A 16081-nucleotide genomic window follows, 5' to 3' on the forward strand; every position below is an offset into this window, starting at 1 on the left:
CCACGTGATCAGCCATTTCTGCGCATTCGTCGCCTTCTATTTTATCGCTGCGGTGGCGGTGGGCTTGAGGGCCTCGGTGAGGACGCGGCCGACGGAGGCTGACGGCTGATTGACGCCGGCGAGGGAGGCGAAGGTGGCGGCGAGGTCGACGGGCGCTACGCGCTCGCGGTACTCGCCGGGGGCGAAGGGCGCGCCGTAGAAGGCGAGAGGGACGTGGCGGTCGTAAGACCAGGGGCTGTAGTGGGTGGTGCCTCCGGCGCCGCTGCCCTGGATCTGGTAGGCATCGAGCATGGCCATCACGAACCAGTTGCCGTGATCGGCGTAGCTGTGGGCGATGCGGCGGCCCCACTCGGAGGGCGGAAGCTCAGAGTGGGCGAGTTGCAGGCGCGTGTAGACAGCCTGTACGCGGGGCGCCGGCGGGAGGCGATGCTGGAGGGGGAGTTCAGACTTGGGCTGGGGAGCGGAGGCGGCGACGGCTTCTTGCACGAGGGCGGCGACGGCGTCTTCGGCAGTCTTTTCGTCGACTTTAGCTTGCTCGAATGCCTGCTTGTTGAGGGTGATGTAGGGCAGGTCGGGATCGGGCATGAGGTACTGGGTCTCGCTGCCGGGGGAGAAGCGCTCGTTGAGTTTCGTATTGATGGCAGCATCGATTTCCGTCATGTTGACGGCGACGGCGGAGATGCCAAGCTGGGCGGCCTCGCTGGGAACGGGGGCAACGCCGTGATCGGCGCTGAGGGCTAGCCAGACGTTCTTCAGGCCGACGGTCTTGTCGAGCCAGGTGAAGAATGCGTCGAGGTCGTGGTCGAGGCCGAGGACCATCCGGTGTTCCTGAGGGGAATCGGGGCCGAAGGCGTGGCCTTCGATGTCGTTGGCTGAGAGGGAGATGGTGATCTCGTCGGTGACTCCGTTCTGGCCGAGATGTTCATTCTGGATGAGCGCCTGCGCGAAGTCGAGCTCGTAGCTGTTGGCGGCGGGCATGCGGCCGACCTGCTCGAAGAACTGGTCAGTGCCGTCGGCGAGGGCTTCATGCGCGGCGCGCTGGCGGCGGTCGCTCGCGTTGAAGGCGTGGACCCACTCGGGGAGGTGCTCCATGTAATAGGTGGAGGTGGTGAACTGGCCGCTGGCGGGTTCGAGCCAGTAAGCGGCGTTGGCGGATTGGCCGGAAGGAAGGATGGAGGCGCGGTCTTTGAGCGAGACGCCGAAGACGCGTGCCTTGCCCTGCGTGGCGAGGCGTAGTTCGTCGCCGAGAGTGGTGGCGCGGAGGTTGCGCGGGGAGGAACCGATGAGGTACTTGAGGGCGCTCGGCTGGGCGTTGGGCAGGTTGGCGGGGATGACGTTCGATGGCACGTCTACGAGCTGATAGCGCTCGTCTTCAACGGAGCTGATTTTGTGGTGGGCGTCGCGTGAGGTGTCCCACCACTCGTTGGTTTCGATGCCGTGGCCGTCAGAGTACGCGCCTGTGCCGATGGTGGCGTGGCCGGGAGCGGTCTTGGTGTTGGCGTAGTCGTAGTAGCAGTTGGTGAACCACGCGCCTTCATCAGTGAAGAGGCGGAAGCCGCGGCCTTTGAATTCGGAGTGGAAGCGATTGAGGTAGTCGCCGCGGAACTGGTCGATGACGACGATGACGATGAGTTTGGGGTTGCCGGAGTAGACCTGCGCAGGAAGGAAGGTGGGAGAGAAGAAAAGGATCAGAAGAGCAAGGCAAGAGAAGAGGGCATAGGACCGACGCCGGGGCATGGACATAGTTCGATGATAAAGAACGGAGGGTTACAGGGTTGTTGCAGTATTCGTGGAGCGTGCGAAAGGCAACCGCAGATCCCTCCACTCCGCTACGCTTTGGTCGGGATGACACCTCTGTGGAGGAGCGCGCCTTTTTCCGTTAGCTGATCTTCTTCAGGACAGAGAAAGCAGAGCAAAGCAGCAAAACGGGCAGCCTGAGTAGCTGCCCGTTCTGTTGTGAGATCGAGATTGTTGTTAGGCGCTGACGGTTTCCTGGCTGCCGACTTTGACTGGGGTGAGCCAGCCGAACTTGTCGGGCTTGAGGCCGTTGGCGATGCCGAAGAATTCGTCGGCAATGCGCTTGGTGATTTCGCCGGGCTTACCGTCACCGATGACAACGCGATCGATGGAGCGGATGGGCGAGACTTCCGCGGCAGTGCCGGTGAAGAAGACTTCGTCTGCGATGTAGAGCAGCTCGCGCGGAATGGTCTGCTCGATGACCGTGAGGCCGAGGTGGCGCGAGATGGTGAGTACGGAGTCGCGCGTGATGCCGGAGAGCGCGGAGTTGGAAAGCGGCGGGGTGTAGAGGACGCCGTTACGGATGATGAAGACGTTCTCGCCGGAGCCCTCGCTGACGTACCCATTTACGTCGAGGGCAATGCCTTCGGCGTAGCCGTTGGTGTCGGCTTCCATACGGATGAGCTGCGAGTTCATGTAGTTTGCGCCGGCCTTGGCGAGAGCGGGCATGGTGTTGGGAGCAAGGCGGTTCCAGCTGGAGACGCAGACGTCGGCCGCATCGCCGCCGGAGACGTACTTGCCCCACGGATAGTTGGCGATGTAGATGTCGATGGGCGAGCCCTTGGGGTTGACGCCGATTTCGCCGTAGCCGCGCAGGGCGATGGGCCGGATGTAGCACGGGGCTACCCCGTTGGCTTCAATGGTGTCGACCACCGCGGCGCAGAGCTCGTCAAGCGAGTAGGGCAACGCCATGCGGTAGATCTTGGCAGAGTCAATAAGACGCTGCATGTGTTCAGGCAGACGAAACACGGCCGCACCCTGCGGCTGTGAGTAGCAGCGGATGCCCTCGAACACGCTGGAGCCGTAGTGAACCACGTGGCTCATGACGTGGATGGTCGCGCTCTCCCAGGGGATCAGGTTGCCGTTGTGCCAGATTTTTGAGGTGGGCTGGATGGGCATGAGACTCCTTGCCGCGCGAACCCCGCGCGTGTACTCAAGCCTACCGCGATCAGGGTGCACGTGTCATCCGCGCGTAAATACCCCCTCAACGTCGTTTTCGCAGGGATCACGTGCGTTGTTGAGGTGACGAGTTCTGATCGCCCAGCCCACCAGGGTGATACTGCGCTGTTGCGCAGACGCGGCACGCAAGTCTATTTGCCTGAACCTGGGACAGCTACGAATCGCGAATTGTATTTAGTTCTAGGTGCGGACCGAGCCCATTTCGCAGCCGGGGTGCCCGCAGGTGCAGAGGATCTCCACTTTGGTGGCGACGCCCTCGCAATGAGCGCTGCAATATTTAGCGTTGGCGGGGGGCACACAGCTACAAGCCGCATTTCCGCATTTTTTGGGGGTCTGGGCAGCCATTAGGTTCTCCTCCTTGATGTAAGAAACGGAGCCGAACTGGGGAATCACTGCCTTACAAAACAATTCCGCGAAAAGCATAGCCCAAGTGAAGCGGAATTGTCACGGCGCTGCCGAGTGGGTAGTGGTTAGCGAGTAGTGACCAGCAGGTGGGCTACTTGCGGAACTGAGAGATGATCCACAACACCAGGGTGAGAACGATGCTGATGAGAATGGATGTTCCCAGAGGGAAATAGACCTGCGTGTTTTTGCCGCGCCAGGCGAAGTCACCGGGTAAACGGCCGAGCGGGAGGCCGATGCGTCCGGCGAGCATGAGCACGGCGCCGATGACGACGAGGACCAGGCCGAGGCCGAGGATGAGTTTGCCCAGATCTGTCACGGGACTGTGCTGCGCCTCTGATGGCTAGAATACAAGCACCGGCAGCGAATGTTTCACGCCTGCCGTGCGCATAGGAACGGAGGCAGCTTTGCGCATCTTCACTCTTATCGCGGGTGTGTTTTGTGTAGTGATTGTGCTGGTGGATGCATTCCAGACCATCATTTCGCCGCGCCGTGCAGCGGGGCCGGTGCGCCTGACGCGATGGTTCTATCTCGCCACATGGCACCCATGGGCATTTCTGGCCAAGCGCATTCGCGATCCGCGCGGTCGGGAGACGGCGTTCAGTTTCTACGGGCCATTGTCGCTGATTCTGCTGCTGGCGTTCTGGGCGGCGGTGATTCTGTTCGGGTTCGGGTTGATCTACTTTTCGCTGGGCACGTCGTTCTGGGATTCGCGGGAGCGGGCGGGCCTGATGTCAGACCTGTATATGAGCGGTTCGGCGATCTTCACGCTGGGGCCTGAAGACGCCGGTCCCACCACTCCGCTGGCGCGCATGCTGGTGGTGCTCGAAGCCGGAACAGGGTTTGCATTTCTTGCTGTGGTGATGGGGTACTTTCCGGTGCTGTATGGAGCGTTTTCACGGCGCGAGGTGAGCATATCGCTGCTGGACGCCAGAGCGGGTTCTCCGCCGACCGCGGCGGAGTTGATGCGGCGGCACGCGCATGACGGGGCGGATACGGAGCTTTCGACGCTGCTGATCGAGTGGGAGCGGTGGTCGGCGGAACTGCTGGAGAGCCACATTTCGTTTCCGCTGCTGTGCTATTTCCGATCGCAGCATACGAACCAGAGCTGGATCAGCGCGCTGACGGCAATCCTGGACACGTGCGCGCTGCTGATTGCGGGCGTGCAGGGGCACGAGGCGCGGCAGGCGCAACTGACATTCGCAATGGCGCGGCATGCGATGGTGGATTTGTCGCAGGTGGTGTCGTTGCGGCCGATTGAGGATGCGCCGGACCGGCTGACACAGGCGCGCTATGACGAGCTGTATGGGCTGCTTTGCCAAAGCGGCGTGAGCGTGTGCCGCGACACGAATAGCGAGAATCGGCTGCGCGAGATGCGGAAGCTTTACGAACCGTATGCCGAGGCGCTGAGCGCGCATTTCCAGATGGCGTTGCCGCCGTGGATTGCCCAGAAGCCGCACAAGGACAATTGGCTGACGGTGGCGAAGGTTCGTGCGAGCGCGGAGAAGGCGAATCCGAAGACGACGAAGGTTGCAGGCGAGAGCAGAAGTTCCGTGGATCTGCTGCTTGACGATCATCACGACTTTTAGCAAGAGGCGATGTGAATTCTTCAGGGGAACGCAGGCGACTGCCGGGGTTGACGGTTAGAGATGGGCTTATTCCGCATCCGTTTGATGTTGAGAACGGCGTGCGCACCAGCGGGCTTGTTGCGGGGCGGCATCTCAAGTCGGGGCACGCGCATGACAGACATGCGACAGCTTATTTCGGCGTGGCGCCCTCGGTGTTTCACAAACTGATGGGGCGCTGGGAGAGGACGCGGCCTGCGGCGGAGATTAGCGAGACAACATTCATTGATGTGGGCGCGGGGATGGGGCGCGCTGTGCTGCTGGCCGCGGAGATGCCGTTCCGGCAGGTGATTGGCGTGGAACTGCATCCGGCACTGGTGCGCACGGCGCGGCGCAACGTCGCGGTGTGGCGGAAAGCGGGTCGCGTGAAAGTGCCGGTGCGCGTGGTACAGGCGGACGCGGCGGAGTTTGCGTTTCCAGCGGAGCCGACGGTGCTGTTCCTGTTCAATCCGTTTGGCGCGGTGGTGATGCGACGGCTGTTGAAGAGGCTGGCGCGCGCGTTCGCGGAGCGGCCGGGTGCGCTGGATGTGCTGTACGTGAACGATGAGCAGGCGTGGGTCTTGGAGCAGCAGAAGGGATTCGCGCGGCTGTTCTCAGGCAAGGTGCCACGGTCGCGCGCGGACAACGCGGCAGACAAGCGGATCCTCGACAATCAGCCGGACGGGGAGTATGCGTCGGCGCCGTATGAGGATTGTTCGATCTGGCGGTGGATGGGCGTCGAATAACAGAATGCGCTGCGGCGCTCGAGGGAGTCGCAGCGCATGGGTTCGTTGTTCAGGCTTTCGACACCGGTTCGCGCAGGATGGTCTTCAGCTTGGATGGATCGCACCGGCGCGGATCGGAGAGGTAGATTTCATGGTGCGGGCCGGAGATGCGCATGCCTTGCTTTTCCGCGAATGCCCGCATTGCATCAATGGTTTTAGATTCGTTTTCATATGGGCCGATGTGCATCGCCTGCACGCACAGACCTTCTGAGATGGCATGTAATCGGACGCGATCGGCATGATCGCCCTTGCCGCGTTTGGCGAGGGTCCGGACTGCGTCGCGGAGGTCGCCGGGGGTGACGAACTCAGGCGTGCGAATGAGTAGTTGCCAATTGGGTTCGGCGGCTGTGCCCCAGTCGGGCCAGAGAGCTTCAAGTTTGCAGACGGAGTAGTCTTCTTTGCCTGCGAATTTGCGGGTCATCTTCACAGTGAAGGCCACGCCATAGAGAGCGCCAATGGCATCCGTGAATGCGGGGCTGCCGGGCGCGCCTTGACCAGTGATGGTGAGATACACGGCGGGGCGAATCTCGACGAGGGTGGGTTTCGCAGAAGCCGCATATTCCTTCTTGTGTGCTTCATAGAGATCGAGCTTTGTGTCGGAGATCGTTGCGCTAGTCATACTCAATCCTTTGCGGCGAGGACCGCCGCCTGCACGGGCGCGAAGATGTCGGTGAGCAATTCGTCGGGCGGTGTCGACTGCGGATCGTTGACGTAGACCTCGAAGCAGGGCAGGTTGCGCAGCTCGTGGCCGCTGCGCGGAAGCCACTGGCCGAGGAATTCGGAGTAGGTTTTTCCGACCTGGTTGTAGGGGCCTTTGTGGGTGGTGACGGCGTATTCGCCGCCTGCGATGGTTTGCACGCCGATGTCGCCCGTGGGTGAAAAGCTGTCATCGACGGCGAGGCACGCGTCGTAGCGGACTTTGTCGGGCGGTGTGACTTCAGGGTCGTCATGGACGATGCCGAGCATCATGGGATTTCCCGCGAGGTAGCCTTCTTTGCCCATGAATGTGAGCAGGCGATCCCAGGCCTGGCCCACTTCAGAGTACGGACCGGTATGGCGGATGAAGGCGACACGCACGGGCTTCAGTTGGCGGATTTCGACTTTCATGGTTCCTCCTTTACGCAGAGTGCGAAAGCGGATGGTGACGGGTTGTCCGTAGTGGATGCCTGAGGGCGCCAGTGCCGCGCGTTGATGGTTGGCGAGGCGGAACTGTGACGGCGCGGCGCCGAATGTGGCTTTGAACGATCGAGTGAACGCTTCGTGGCTGTCGTAGCCGGCTTCGAGCGCGATGTCGATGATGGTGGCGGAGCCGAACTTGAGGCGGCTCGCGGAGCGCTCAAGGCGCAGTCGGCGCACGTACTCCTTCACGGACTCGCCCATCATGCCGTGAAACACGCGATGAAAGTGATAGGGCGAGAAGCAGGCAATGCGCGCCAGCTCATCGAGCGGCAGCGCATCGCCGAGATGCCGATCGATGTGACCGAGGACGCGCAGCATGCGCTGCTTGTAATCGTGGAGAGTGGCTGTTCTCATAGCGCAACACCATCGTAGGCGGGATGCAGTGGGGCGTCTTGATGAAACTTGCGGAATTGTGATGCCGTGATTTGCGTCACGCGTGGAGCGCCGATTGTTGCCAGGTGAATACGGCCGGTTTTCCAGTTGACGAAGGGGGGGCGGAGGGGGAAAGCTGTCTGCTGCAGCCGGCGGAGGATGGAGCGAGACCGGCTTGAGGAGTTGCTCTGATGGAACCGCATCTTGTACTGGGGATTGGCGAGTTGCTTTGGGATGTGCTGCCTTCGGGCGCCGTGCTGGGCGGTGCGCCGGCGAACTTCACCGTGATGGCCGGAAGGCTGGGCAGCCGCGCGGCGGTCTTGAGCCGCATTGGGCGCGACGACCTGGGAAGACAGGCCGTGGATGTGCTCGATCCGATGCCGGTGGATACGGAGTATCTGCAGATCGATTCGGTGCATGAGACAGGGCGCGTGACGGTGGAGTTGAAGAAGGGGCAGCCGTCGTACGTGATCCACGAACCTGCGGCGTGGGACTTCATGGAGCTTACGGACGACTGGGTTCGGCTGGCGGAGCGGGCAGATGCGATCTGTTTTGGGTCGCTGGCGCAGAGGTCGCTGGAGTCACGGCAGACGATTCAGACGCTGGCCGCGCAGACCAGGACGGATTGCGTGCGGGTGTTCGACGTGAATTTGCGGCCGCCGTTCTACTCGAGCGAGGTGCTGCAGGAGTCGCTGGAACTGGCGATGGTGATGAAGCTGAACGATGCGGAGATGCCACTGGTTCTGGGACTTCTGGGGCTGCCTGCAGCGGAGGCGGGCGATCCGATCGCGTTGCGCAATGGGGCGGAGAAGCTGCTGGCGGAGTTCCCCACGCTGCGCATGGTGGCGGTGACGCGTGGCGGGGAGGGCAGCCTGCTGGCGTCGCGCGAGGGAGTGCATGAGCATCCAGGTGTGACGACGAAGGTGGCCGACACGATTGGCGCCGGCGATGCGTTTACCGCTGCGATGACGCACTACCTGCTGCGCGGTGCGGGGCTGGATGCGGCCGGGTTGGCGACGCTGAATGAGGCAGGGAACCGCTGGGGAGCCTGGGTTGCGTCGCAGAAGGGCGCAATGCCGCCGCTGACAGATGTGGTGATGGAGCGGTTGACGGGGGCGATTGAGGCGCGGATGGTGAATTCCCTCCTGCGTTAGGCTAACTAGACGCTTTCAGTGGAGTAGCCGGTGTTCTGAGTAGAAGGACTACGAAAATGATTACAAGCACTGAGAGCGCTGCAATCAGGAAGTACTGCGCCCATAACACGCGGTTCGCTTTGAGTCTGACAACCTCCCTTATGTCCCTAATCGCATTCGACCAATGGTCCGATTGTGCGCGGTAATAGTCGATGATGTGTTGTTGCGAGAACTCGTTGCAGTCGAGATCGGCTAGGTTTCTCGCCTCTCGGATGCGCTCTGGTGCGTCAAAGGGTTCTACAACCTCAGTGACTCTTGCTCCAAATAGAGAGAAGATAATTGCAATCAGCGCAAGAACGGGTGAAGCAATTATCAAGGTTACATATAGGCAGTTACCCCGGGCGGCTTCCGGCACCTGTCCGTCCTTCAAGAATGCAACCACCGCGGCGAGCACGATTCCACCCACTGTGGTAATCGCAGCTGCCTTGGTGTCGATATTGACGAATGCATTGGCGTAGTCTTCGTAGTGCTTGGCCGCCCCTTCGCAGGCATCGGTAAGCAGTTCAGCTTTCCCGCGTTCGCACATCTCATTAGCTTGTGGTGTCATCTCTTCTTGGCTGCTTTCTTCACCGCCTTTTTGGCTGCTGCCTTCTTTACGGCGGTCACGGAGGACTTCCTCATCACCACTTTGACTTTGGAAACGGAACGGTAGTTGGGACCGTGAGTTCCGCAGTAATTGCTGCCCTCTAATGCGTTCCAAGGGCACCGCTTCCCGGAGAGTGTCTTCGCAATGCAAATCTTAACCACTGCCAACCCTCGCGCAACCTGTAGATGATTTGATGACCGCATTTTTGCACGATTTCTGAAGATCGTAAACATCTTAAGTCCTATAGAGTGGTTCTGTGATCATCAACATTGCACGGCGGGCGCATGACCACAATTGGGAGCTGGACCCGATTGTGCGGTCGCTGCTGGATACCGACTTCTACAAGCTGCTGATGCTGCAGTTCATCTGGAAACACTTTCCGCGGACGCGCGCGACATTCGCGGTGCAGAACCGCAGCGTGCAGGTGCGACTGGCCGACATCATCGATCTGCATGGGCTGTGCGATCAGCTTGAGCATGCGCGTCAGCTGCGGTTCCACAAGTCAGAGATGATCTGGCTGGCGGGCAATACATTCTTCGGCAAACGGGGTATGTTCGAGCCGGCGTTTCTGGAGTGGCTGGAGAAGGATTTTCGGCTGTCGGACTATGAGGTTGCGGTTGAGAATGGGCAGGTCTCTTTGCGGTTCGAAGGGCTGTGGACCGAGACGACGATGTGGGAGATCTATGCGCTGGCGATCATCGATGAATTGAAGACGCGCGCTGCGCTGAAGCCACTTAGCGAGTTCGAACTGGATGTGCTGTACGCGCGGGCGAAGACGCGGCTGTGGGAGAAGATGGTGCGGCTGCGCGGCGTTCCGGGGTTGAGCCTGAGCGACTTTGGAACGCGGCGGCGGCACAGCTTCTTGTGGCAGGAGTACGTGGTGCTGGCGATGCGCGACGTGCTGGGGGAAAGCTTCACGGGCAGCTCGAATACGTATCTGGCCTACAAGCATGACCTCGAAGCGATGGGAACAAACGCGCACGAGTTGCCGATGGCCGTGGCAGCGCTGGCGAATACAGATGAGGAGCTGAAACGCGCCCAGTATCGGCTGCTGGAGTTGTGGCAGCAGACGTATGCGGGCGAGTTGCTGATTCTGCTGCCGGACACGTTCGGCACGACCCAGTTTTTGCGCAACGCTCCGGAGTGGGTGGCGGACTGGACGGGGCAGAGGATCGACAGCAAAGATCCGTTTGTCGCCGGCGATGAGTATATTGCGTGGCTGGAGCAGAGAGGGCGCGATCCGCGGCGGAAGCGATTGATTGCCAGCGATGCGCTGGATGTGGACAAGATCCTGGCGCTGCATGCGCATTTCGCGGGCAGGATTCTGGACGGGACGGACCCGTGGGATTTCCGGACGGCGGCGGACTTCAAGGATGCGCAGAGGTGGACGCCGGAGCGGAGGATCCGGTTCAGCTCGGGGTGGGGGACGTTTCTGACGAACGACTTCAGGAACTGCAATCCGCATGGCGATAAGAGCTTCGATCCGATTAGCCTGGTGTGCAAGTTAGTGGAGGTGGATGGCAGACCGGCGGCCAAGCTCTCGGACAACTACGCCAAGTCGATGGGGCCGGCAGAAGAAGTGGAGCGCTACCGGCGGGTGTTCGGGACGGAAGGGCAGATCAATGTGCCGGTGGAGGCCTAGGACTTGGCGGTGCGCTGGAGAGTGACTTCGAGTACATCTGCGCCCGTTAAGCCGCGATCACGGAAGCGTCTGGTTCTGGCTGTGCTGAAGTGGGCCGGGATTGGCGTTGCTTCACTGTGGTTGCTGCTGGTGCTGATGCTGGTGGTTCTGCGGTGGATCGATCCGCCGACAACCGCGGTGCACATGCAGCGGCGGGTGCAGTCCTGGTTCAGCGACAAGCCGTATCGCGAGCGGTATGAGTTTGTCCCGCTGAAACAGATATCGCTGAATTTGCAGCATGCTGTGATTGCCGCGGAAGATGCGCGGTTCTACCAGCATCACGGGTTCGACTGGAATCAGATCGAGATTGCTACGGACGAGGCCATGGAGGGCGGCCGCAGGCGCGGTGCTTCGACTATTACGCAGCAGCTTGTGAAGAACCTCTTCTTCGGAACCGGGAGGTCGGTGCTTCGCAAGGGCGCGGAGTTCACGCTGGTTCCGGTGGCGGAACTGGTGTTGGGGAAGCAGCGCATTCTGGAGCTCTATCTCAACGTGGTGGAGTGGGGGCCGGGCGTTTACGGCGCGGACGCTGCGTGCCGCTCGTGGTATGGGACATGGGCGCGGAACATCGATGCGCAGAGGGCCGCGCGGCTGGCGGCCATTCTGCCGGCGCCGCTGAGGCGGCATCCCGAGCGTATGAATAACTACGCGGGGATCATTCTGGAGCGCGAGCGGCAGATGGGCTGGTGAGTGCTCGCTCAACTGAGGGCAAGGGAAGTGCTCTAAACTGAAGGTGTGGCTTCTCCTGCTCAGCGCCGCCTACGTATAGCTGCTATTCGCTTTCTCAATCCCGCCCCACTGATGTGGGACTTCGATCATGCGCCGCACGCTGAACGACTGGCTGAGCGCTACCAGATCGACTGGATGCTTCCTTCAGAGTGTGCTGACCGCCTGGCTACGGGGGCTGCCGACATTGGCCTTGTGCCGATTGCGGCACTGGCCGTTACGCCGGGGCTGCGGATTCTGCCGGGCTGCACAATTGCGTCGAAGGATCGCGTGCGGTCGCTGCTGCTGGTGCGGCGCACGCGGCAGCCGCTGAGCGCGATTCGCACTGTGGCTGCTGATACGGCGAGCCGTACGACGATTGCCTATTCGCGCATTCTTTTCCAGAAGTGGGGAAATGCGGGCGCGGAGTTTGTTCCCATGGCTGCGGATCTGGATGCCATGCTCGAGAAAGCCGACGCGGCGATTGTGATCGGCGATCCGGCGCTGCTGGCGCTTGAGGAAGAGGCCAATCAGCTTGAGCGGTCGGGTGAAGAGCTGGTGTATCACGATTTGGCGCATGAATGGCGAGCGCTGACGGGGCTGCCGTTCGTTTCCGCCGTGTGGTGTGCGGCGCCGGGAGTTCCGCTGGATGACCGCGTGGCGGAGGATTTCATTCGGTCACGGGATCATGGTCTCGCGAATATCGAAGCTCTGGCGGAGGAGTGGGCTGGGAAGCTGCCGCTGGATGAGAGCACGATCCGGCACTATCTGAGCGTGAATATTCACTACGTGCTGGATGAGGAGTGCGTGGCGGGGATGGAAGGGTTCTTTGAGGCTGCGGCGGAGGCGGGCGTGTTGCCGCGGTATGAGCTGGCGGGGATGGCTGGAGCACGCTAAGAAACCTGACGATCTCATGTCTGTGATATGCGATGATATATATCAGGAGACGAGGCCAATGGCAAGCCAGAAAACTTCGGTGTTCATGAATGGACGCAGCCAGGCGGTGCGAATTCCGGCGAATCTGCGTCTTCAAGGCAAGCAGGTATACATCCGGCGCGATCCGCATACCGGTGACATTGTTCTGACCGAGCCGAGCCGGAAGCGCAGCCTCAAGGATGTGCTCGATGCGATTGCTAGTGATCCCTTTCCGGAGGACTTCTTGGCAGAGCGCAATCAGGGAGAGCTCAAAGAGCGTGAATCGCTGTGAGCCAGCGGCTTTACATGCTCGATACGAATGTTGTCAGCTACATCCTCAAGCTGAAGTCACGATCCGCTTTTGACCGGCTTGCGAACCTCACCCGGGATGAGAAGGCATGCGTCTCGTGCGTAACCGAGGCGGAGCTGTGGTATGGACTGCATCGGTCGCATGCGGGCCAAAAGCAACGTCTTCATCTCGAAGAGTTTCTCCTCAACGTGGTTCCGTTACCATGGCGCAGCCAGGAAGCACACGCGTTCGGGCTGATTCGGGCCCAGCAGGAAGCCGCTGGCCACACGTTGGCGCCATTCGACATGATGATCGCTGCTCATGCGATCAGTGTCGGAGCCATTCTCGTCAGCAGCGATCGAGCATTCAGGTACGTGACAGGGCTTCCCGGCCTGGAAAACTGGGCTACTGATCTGATTGCCGGCGGGTAATCAAGTTCCTGAGCAGCCGCACTCGAAGCCGGTGGGGCCAAGTTTTTGCGACGGCCATCATATCCAGACTTTGGAGTCGAGTGTGGTGCTTTCTTTGTCGGATGGGTACTCGTGCGGCGGTCCGACGCGGTTCATTCTTGCGTAGTTCGGAATGGCGACCAGTTCTGAGCCGTCGGACCATTTGCCTTTGATGACCGTGACGCCGCCTAGCAGGTCGGGCTGCCACTCGGTGGTGAGTGGAGCGTCGCCCACTTTGCGTTCGATGTTGTGGTTGTCGGCGGTTTCGACGTTGTAGACGAGCGGGCCGTACTTGAGGGCGACGGTGTTCACGTCGGCCATGATGCGCGGATCGGCGGTGACGCGCTGCGGGGCCATGGGGAGTTCGAGCTCGATGCGGTCGCCGGCTTTCCACTCGCGCGTGACTACGGCGTAGCCCTTGCGGATTTCAGGGTTCACTTCCTTGCCGTTTACGGCGAAGCCCTTGAGGCCGCTGATCGCGGGCGTGTCCTTGTAGAGCTTGCTGGTGGTGCGGTTGGGGATGCGCACGTAGACGCTGAAGGTTTTGGGCTGCTCAGGGTTGACGGTGAGGGCGACGGAGCCCTTCCAGGGGTAGTCGGTCTTCTGGATGATTTCGACGCCGGTGCCGGCGACTTGGCCGACGTGGATGCGGCTGCCGATGAACATGTTGACGTAGAGGCCGTTCGCGTCCTTGACATAGGTCCAGGTGGGGACCATCAGCAGCGTGCGCGAGAAGTTGCCCACGCAGCAGGGGCAGGTGTGCCACTCAGCGCGCTCGGTGTTGACGAGGGGATTGGTGTAACAGTAGCTCTTGCCGTCGAGGGCGACTCCGCCGAGGAGCGCGTTGTACATGGTCTGTTCGTAGAGGTCGGCGTACTTCGCGTCGTGGTAGGCGAGGTTGAGCTTGTACTGGAAGAAGACCAGGCCGCATGAGGAACAGGTTTCGCAGTAGGCCTCGTTGCGCAGGGAGTAGTTGGGGCCGAAGCCCTCGGAAGTTTCGCCTGAGCCGATGCCTCCGGTGAGGTAGTACTTCTTGTTCACCATGTTGTCCCAGAGGGAGATGACCGCGCTCTGGTAGTCGGGGTCGTGGGTTTCGGCGGCGATGTCGGCCATGCCGGAGTAGAAGTAAGTGGCGCGGACGGCGTGACCAACGGCTTCGTACTGCTGGCCGGGGGGCAGGTGGCTCTGGTCGTACTCGGAGCCGCCGCGGCGGGAGTCGAGGAGGAACTTGGCGAGGGCGATGTAGGCGTCACCGCGATGATTGCCTTCCTGGTCGTTGACGAAGCGGCCGAAGCGGACGAGAGCCTGCTCCATCTCCTGGTGGCCGTCGAACCAGTCCTTTTTGCCGGGGCCGATGTTGGCAACCCAGCAGTCGGCGAGCTTTTTGGCGGCGTTGTAGAGGCGGAGGTCTTGGCCGTTGGTCAGCGTGTAGTGATTGATGGCCGACTCGATGAAGTAGCCGGAGACGTAGCCCTCGTGATTGCCGCGATGATCGGGCGACCAGCGCTCGGGCCACTCCTTGCGATCGGCGAGGATGTAGGCGGTCTGGAGGTAGCCATCGGGCATCTGGGCGGCGAGGATGACGGGAATCCAGCGGTCGAGGGTGTCGCGCATCATTTGTTGCGCGGCAAGGATGTCGGGGTCGCCTTGCGCGTCGACCATGAGGGCGATGCACATGGATTCGACGGTCTGGTGGACCCAGGCGTTGGAGAAGACGAAGCCCTTGTGCTTGCCGTGGGGCTCGCCGCGGTTGGCCTTGGCGGCCTCAATGAAGTTGTCGATGCCGCCGTCGCCGCGCATGGGCGCGATGTCAGTGCGCTCGCACATCTTGATGCAGTGGGGGATCCAGTCGACAATGAGGGTTTTGGCGCGGGCGTTCCAGAAGGGGCTTTCAATGGAGTAGCTGCGAGTGTAAACGACGTCGAGGCGGTCTTTGGGCGGCTCCTGCTCGACGTGAACTGCGATGGAGTGGGTGCGGTCTTCAGTGCCCGAGGCGGCGAGGGTGAGGGTGTAGTCGCCGGGGGCGGAGAACTTGGCCTTGGTTACGCCGGCGGCCGCGTCATCGAAGCTCACGGAGCCGGGGCCGGAGGCCTTGAGCCAGCGGGAGGAGTTTTTCGGGGTGTCCTGGAGCCAGGTGACCTTGCCGGCGAGATAGGTTTTGGCGCCGAGCATTACGGAGCGGTCTACGCCTGCGTCGATGACGGGGGGGAGGGAGGGGGTGGGGCCGGCATTGTAGACACGCCACTCGAGAACGCCGGAGGGCTGGCCTTTTTGGGGCGTGACTTCGAGGCGGAGTTTGGTGGTTTTGACGGGCTCGAAGGAGGTGGAGTTGAAAGTGTCAGGCGAGACGCCGAGGCCCTGCGGCTGTTTGACGGGGACGAAATCGGTGCCGTTCCAGTAGAGGATGCGGTACGCGTCGGGGACATGCAGGCGGGGCCACTCGGAACCAGGAGCGCCGGCGGGGCGGGGGCGATCGACGGCCCAGAAGATTTCGACTTTGTCGACGGAGACGGGGGTGGGCCATTCGTACTGGGCCCAAGGCGTCTTGCCCTGGTTGTCCCAGAGGTTGTGGAGGGCGTAAAGGCCGTGGGAACGGTCGAAGGAATCGGCGGGGACGAAGCCGTCGTTGAGGGCAGAGATCTTGTTTTCGCTGGCCAGGGAGAAGCTGGTGGGGATGGCAACGCGGGCGATGTTCAGGGGGCCGTCAGCGGACTGTGCGGAGACTGACTTGGGGCCGGAGAGGCCGGCAAGGGCGGCGGTGCCAGCAAGGCCGGTGAGGAACTCGCGGCGCGTGGACCCCTGATCGCTGGCGACTTGCTGGACTGGCGCTGGTGCGTTGGAAGGATTGGTGTTCATGGAAGGTGTCCCCGTTTGTGGTCAGTTGTGCAAGGTCGGTCTCGTACAGTCTAGCTCTTCCGGTAAACGTTTGCTGGGATCCTGGGAGA

15 protein-coding genes are annotated in these 16081 nt (G+C 61.5%); 8 read left to right on the plus strand and 7 right to left on the minus strand.

What is annotated here, in order from left to right; all coding sequences use genetic code 11:
* Positions 1–36: 36 nt before the first annotated feature.
* The 3 genes from MOP44_RS20650 to MOP44_RS20660 form a co-directional block, all read right to left on the minus strand.
* On the minus strand, positions 37–1743 hold the full coding sequence (locus MOP44_RS20650) for an alkaline phosphatase family protein (protein ID WP_260792291.1): 1707 nt from the start codon (positions 1741–1743) through the stop codon (positions 37–39).
* 231 nt (positions 1744–1974) lie between these two features.
* Positions 1975–2916 (minus strand): branched-chain amino acid transaminase, encoded by a 942-nt coding sequence (locus MOP44_RS20655; RefSeq protein ID WP_260792292.1) that lies wholly within the window; start codon positions 2914–2916, stop codon positions 1975–1977.
* Positions 2917–3472: 556 nt separating this feature from the next.
* A complete protein-coding gene (locus MOP44_RS20660) occupies positions 3473–3697 on the minus strand; it encodes a DUF2905 domain-containing protein (protein WP_260792293.1) in 225 nt (74 codons plus the stop codon).
* A gap of 88 nt (positions 3698–3785) precedes the next feature.
* On the opposite strand from MOP44_RS20660, the gene MOP44_RS20665 reads away from it, so the two are divergent.
* Both MOP44_RS20665 and MOP44_RS20670 read left to right on the plus strand, forming a co-directional pair.
* Positions 3786–4967, plus strand: a complete 1182-nt coding sequence (locus tag MOP44_RS20665; RefSeq protein WP_260792294.1) for a potassium channel family protein — start codon at positions 3786–3788, stop codon at positions 4965–4967.
* An 11-nt stretch (positions 4968–4978) separates the two neighbouring features.
* On the plus strand, positions 4979–5728 hold the full coding sequence (locus tag MOP44_RS20670; RefSeq protein ID WP_260792295.1) for a class I SAM-dependent methyltransferase: 750 nt from the start codon (positions 4979–4981) through the stop codon (positions 5726–5728).
* A gap of 49 nt (positions 5729–5777) precedes the next feature.
* Here the strand turns inward: MOP44_RS20670 and MOP44_RS20675 are convergent, their stop codons facing one another.
* Positions 5778–6386, minus strand: a complete 609-nt coding sequence (locus MOP44_RS20675) for a GyrI-like domain-containing protein (protein ID WP_260792296.1) — start codon at positions 6384–6386, stop codon at positions 5778–5780.
* 2 nt (positions 6387–6388) lie between these two features.
* Entirely contained in the window at positions 6389–7300 is a 912-nt protein-coding gene (locus MOP44_RS20680; protein ID WP_260792297.1) for an AraC family transcriptional regulator, read from the minus strand.
* A gap of 209 nt (positions 7301–7509) precedes the next feature.
* Here MOP44_RS20680 and MOP44_RS20685 point away from each other — a divergent pair, with 209 nt between their 5' ends.
* Positions 7510–8472 carry a carbohydrate kinase family protein gene (locus MOP44_RS20685; RefSeq protein WP_260792298.1) on the plus strand — a complete coding sequence of 321 codons (963 nt, stop codon included), beginning with the start codon at positions 7510–7512 and terminating at the stop codon, positions 8470–8472.
* Between the two features lies 1 nt (position 8473).
* On the opposite strand, the gene MOP44_RS20690 is transcribed toward MOP44_RS20685, so the two are convergent.
* On the minus strand, positions 8474–9211 hold the full coding sequence (locus MOP44_RS20690; RefSeq protein WP_260792299.1) for a hypothetical protein: 738 nt from the start codon (positions 9209–9211) through the stop codon (positions 8474–8476).
* A 142-nt stretch (positions 9212–9353) separates the two neighbouring features.
* On the opposite strand from MOP44_RS20690, the gene MOP44_RS20695 reads away from it, so the two are divergent.
* The 5 genes from MOP44_RS20695 to MOP44_RS20715 are packed head-to-tail and all read left to right on the plus strand — an operon-like array spanning position 9354 to position 13118.
* Positions 9354–10739 carry a nicotinate phosphoribosyltransferase gene (locus MOP44_RS20695; protein WP_260792300.1) on the plus strand — a complete coding sequence of 462 codons (1386 nt, stop codon included), beginning with the start codon at positions 9354–9356 and terminating at the stop codon, positions 10737–10739.
* Between the two features lie 21 nt (positions 10740–10760).
* Positions 10761–11468, plus strand: a complete 708-nt coding sequence (gene mtgA / locus MOP44_RS20700; RefSeq protein WP_260792301.1) for a monofunctional biosynthetic peptidoglycan transglycosylase — start codon at positions 10761–10763, stop codon at positions 11466–11468.
* A gap of 45 nt (positions 11469–11513) precedes the next feature.
* Entirely contained in the window at positions 11514–12380 is an 867-nt protein-coding gene (locus tag MOP44_RS20705; protein WP_260792302.1) for a menaquinone biosynthetic enzyme MqnA/MqnD family protein, read from the plus strand.
* A 58-nt stretch (positions 12381–12438) separates the two neighbouring features.
* Complete coding sequence (locus MOP44_RS20710) at positions 12439–12690, plus strand: antitoxin (RefSeq protein ID WP_260792303.1); 252 nt, start codon at positions 12439–12441, stop codon at positions 12688–12690.
* On the plus strand, positions 12687–13118 hold the full coding sequence (locus tag MOP44_RS20715) for a type II toxin-antitoxin system VapC family toxin (RefSeq protein ID WP_260792304.1): 432 nt from the start codon (positions 12687–12689) through the stop codon (positions 13116–13118). Before MOP44_RS20710 ends, MOP44_RS20715 begins: the two co-directional genes overlap by 4 nt.
* A 57-nt stretch (positions 13119–13175) precedes the next feature.
* Here the strand turns inward: MOP44_RS20715 and MOP44_RS20720 are convergent, their stop codons facing one another.
* The gene (locus tag MOP44_RS20720) at positions 13176–15992 is read right to left on the minus strand and encodes a glycoside hydrolase family 127 protein (protein ID WP_260792305.1); all 2817 of its coding nucleotides are present in this window, start codon (positions 15990–15992) and stop codon (positions 13176–13178) included.
* Positions 15993–16081 lie beyond the last annotated feature (89 nt).

The sequence above is a fragment of the Occallatibacter riparius genome, assembly GCF_025264625.1.
GTDB classification, from domain to species: domain Bacteria; phylum Acidobacteriota; class Terriglobia; order Terriglobales; family Acidobacteriaceae; genus Telmatobacter; species Telmatobacter riparius.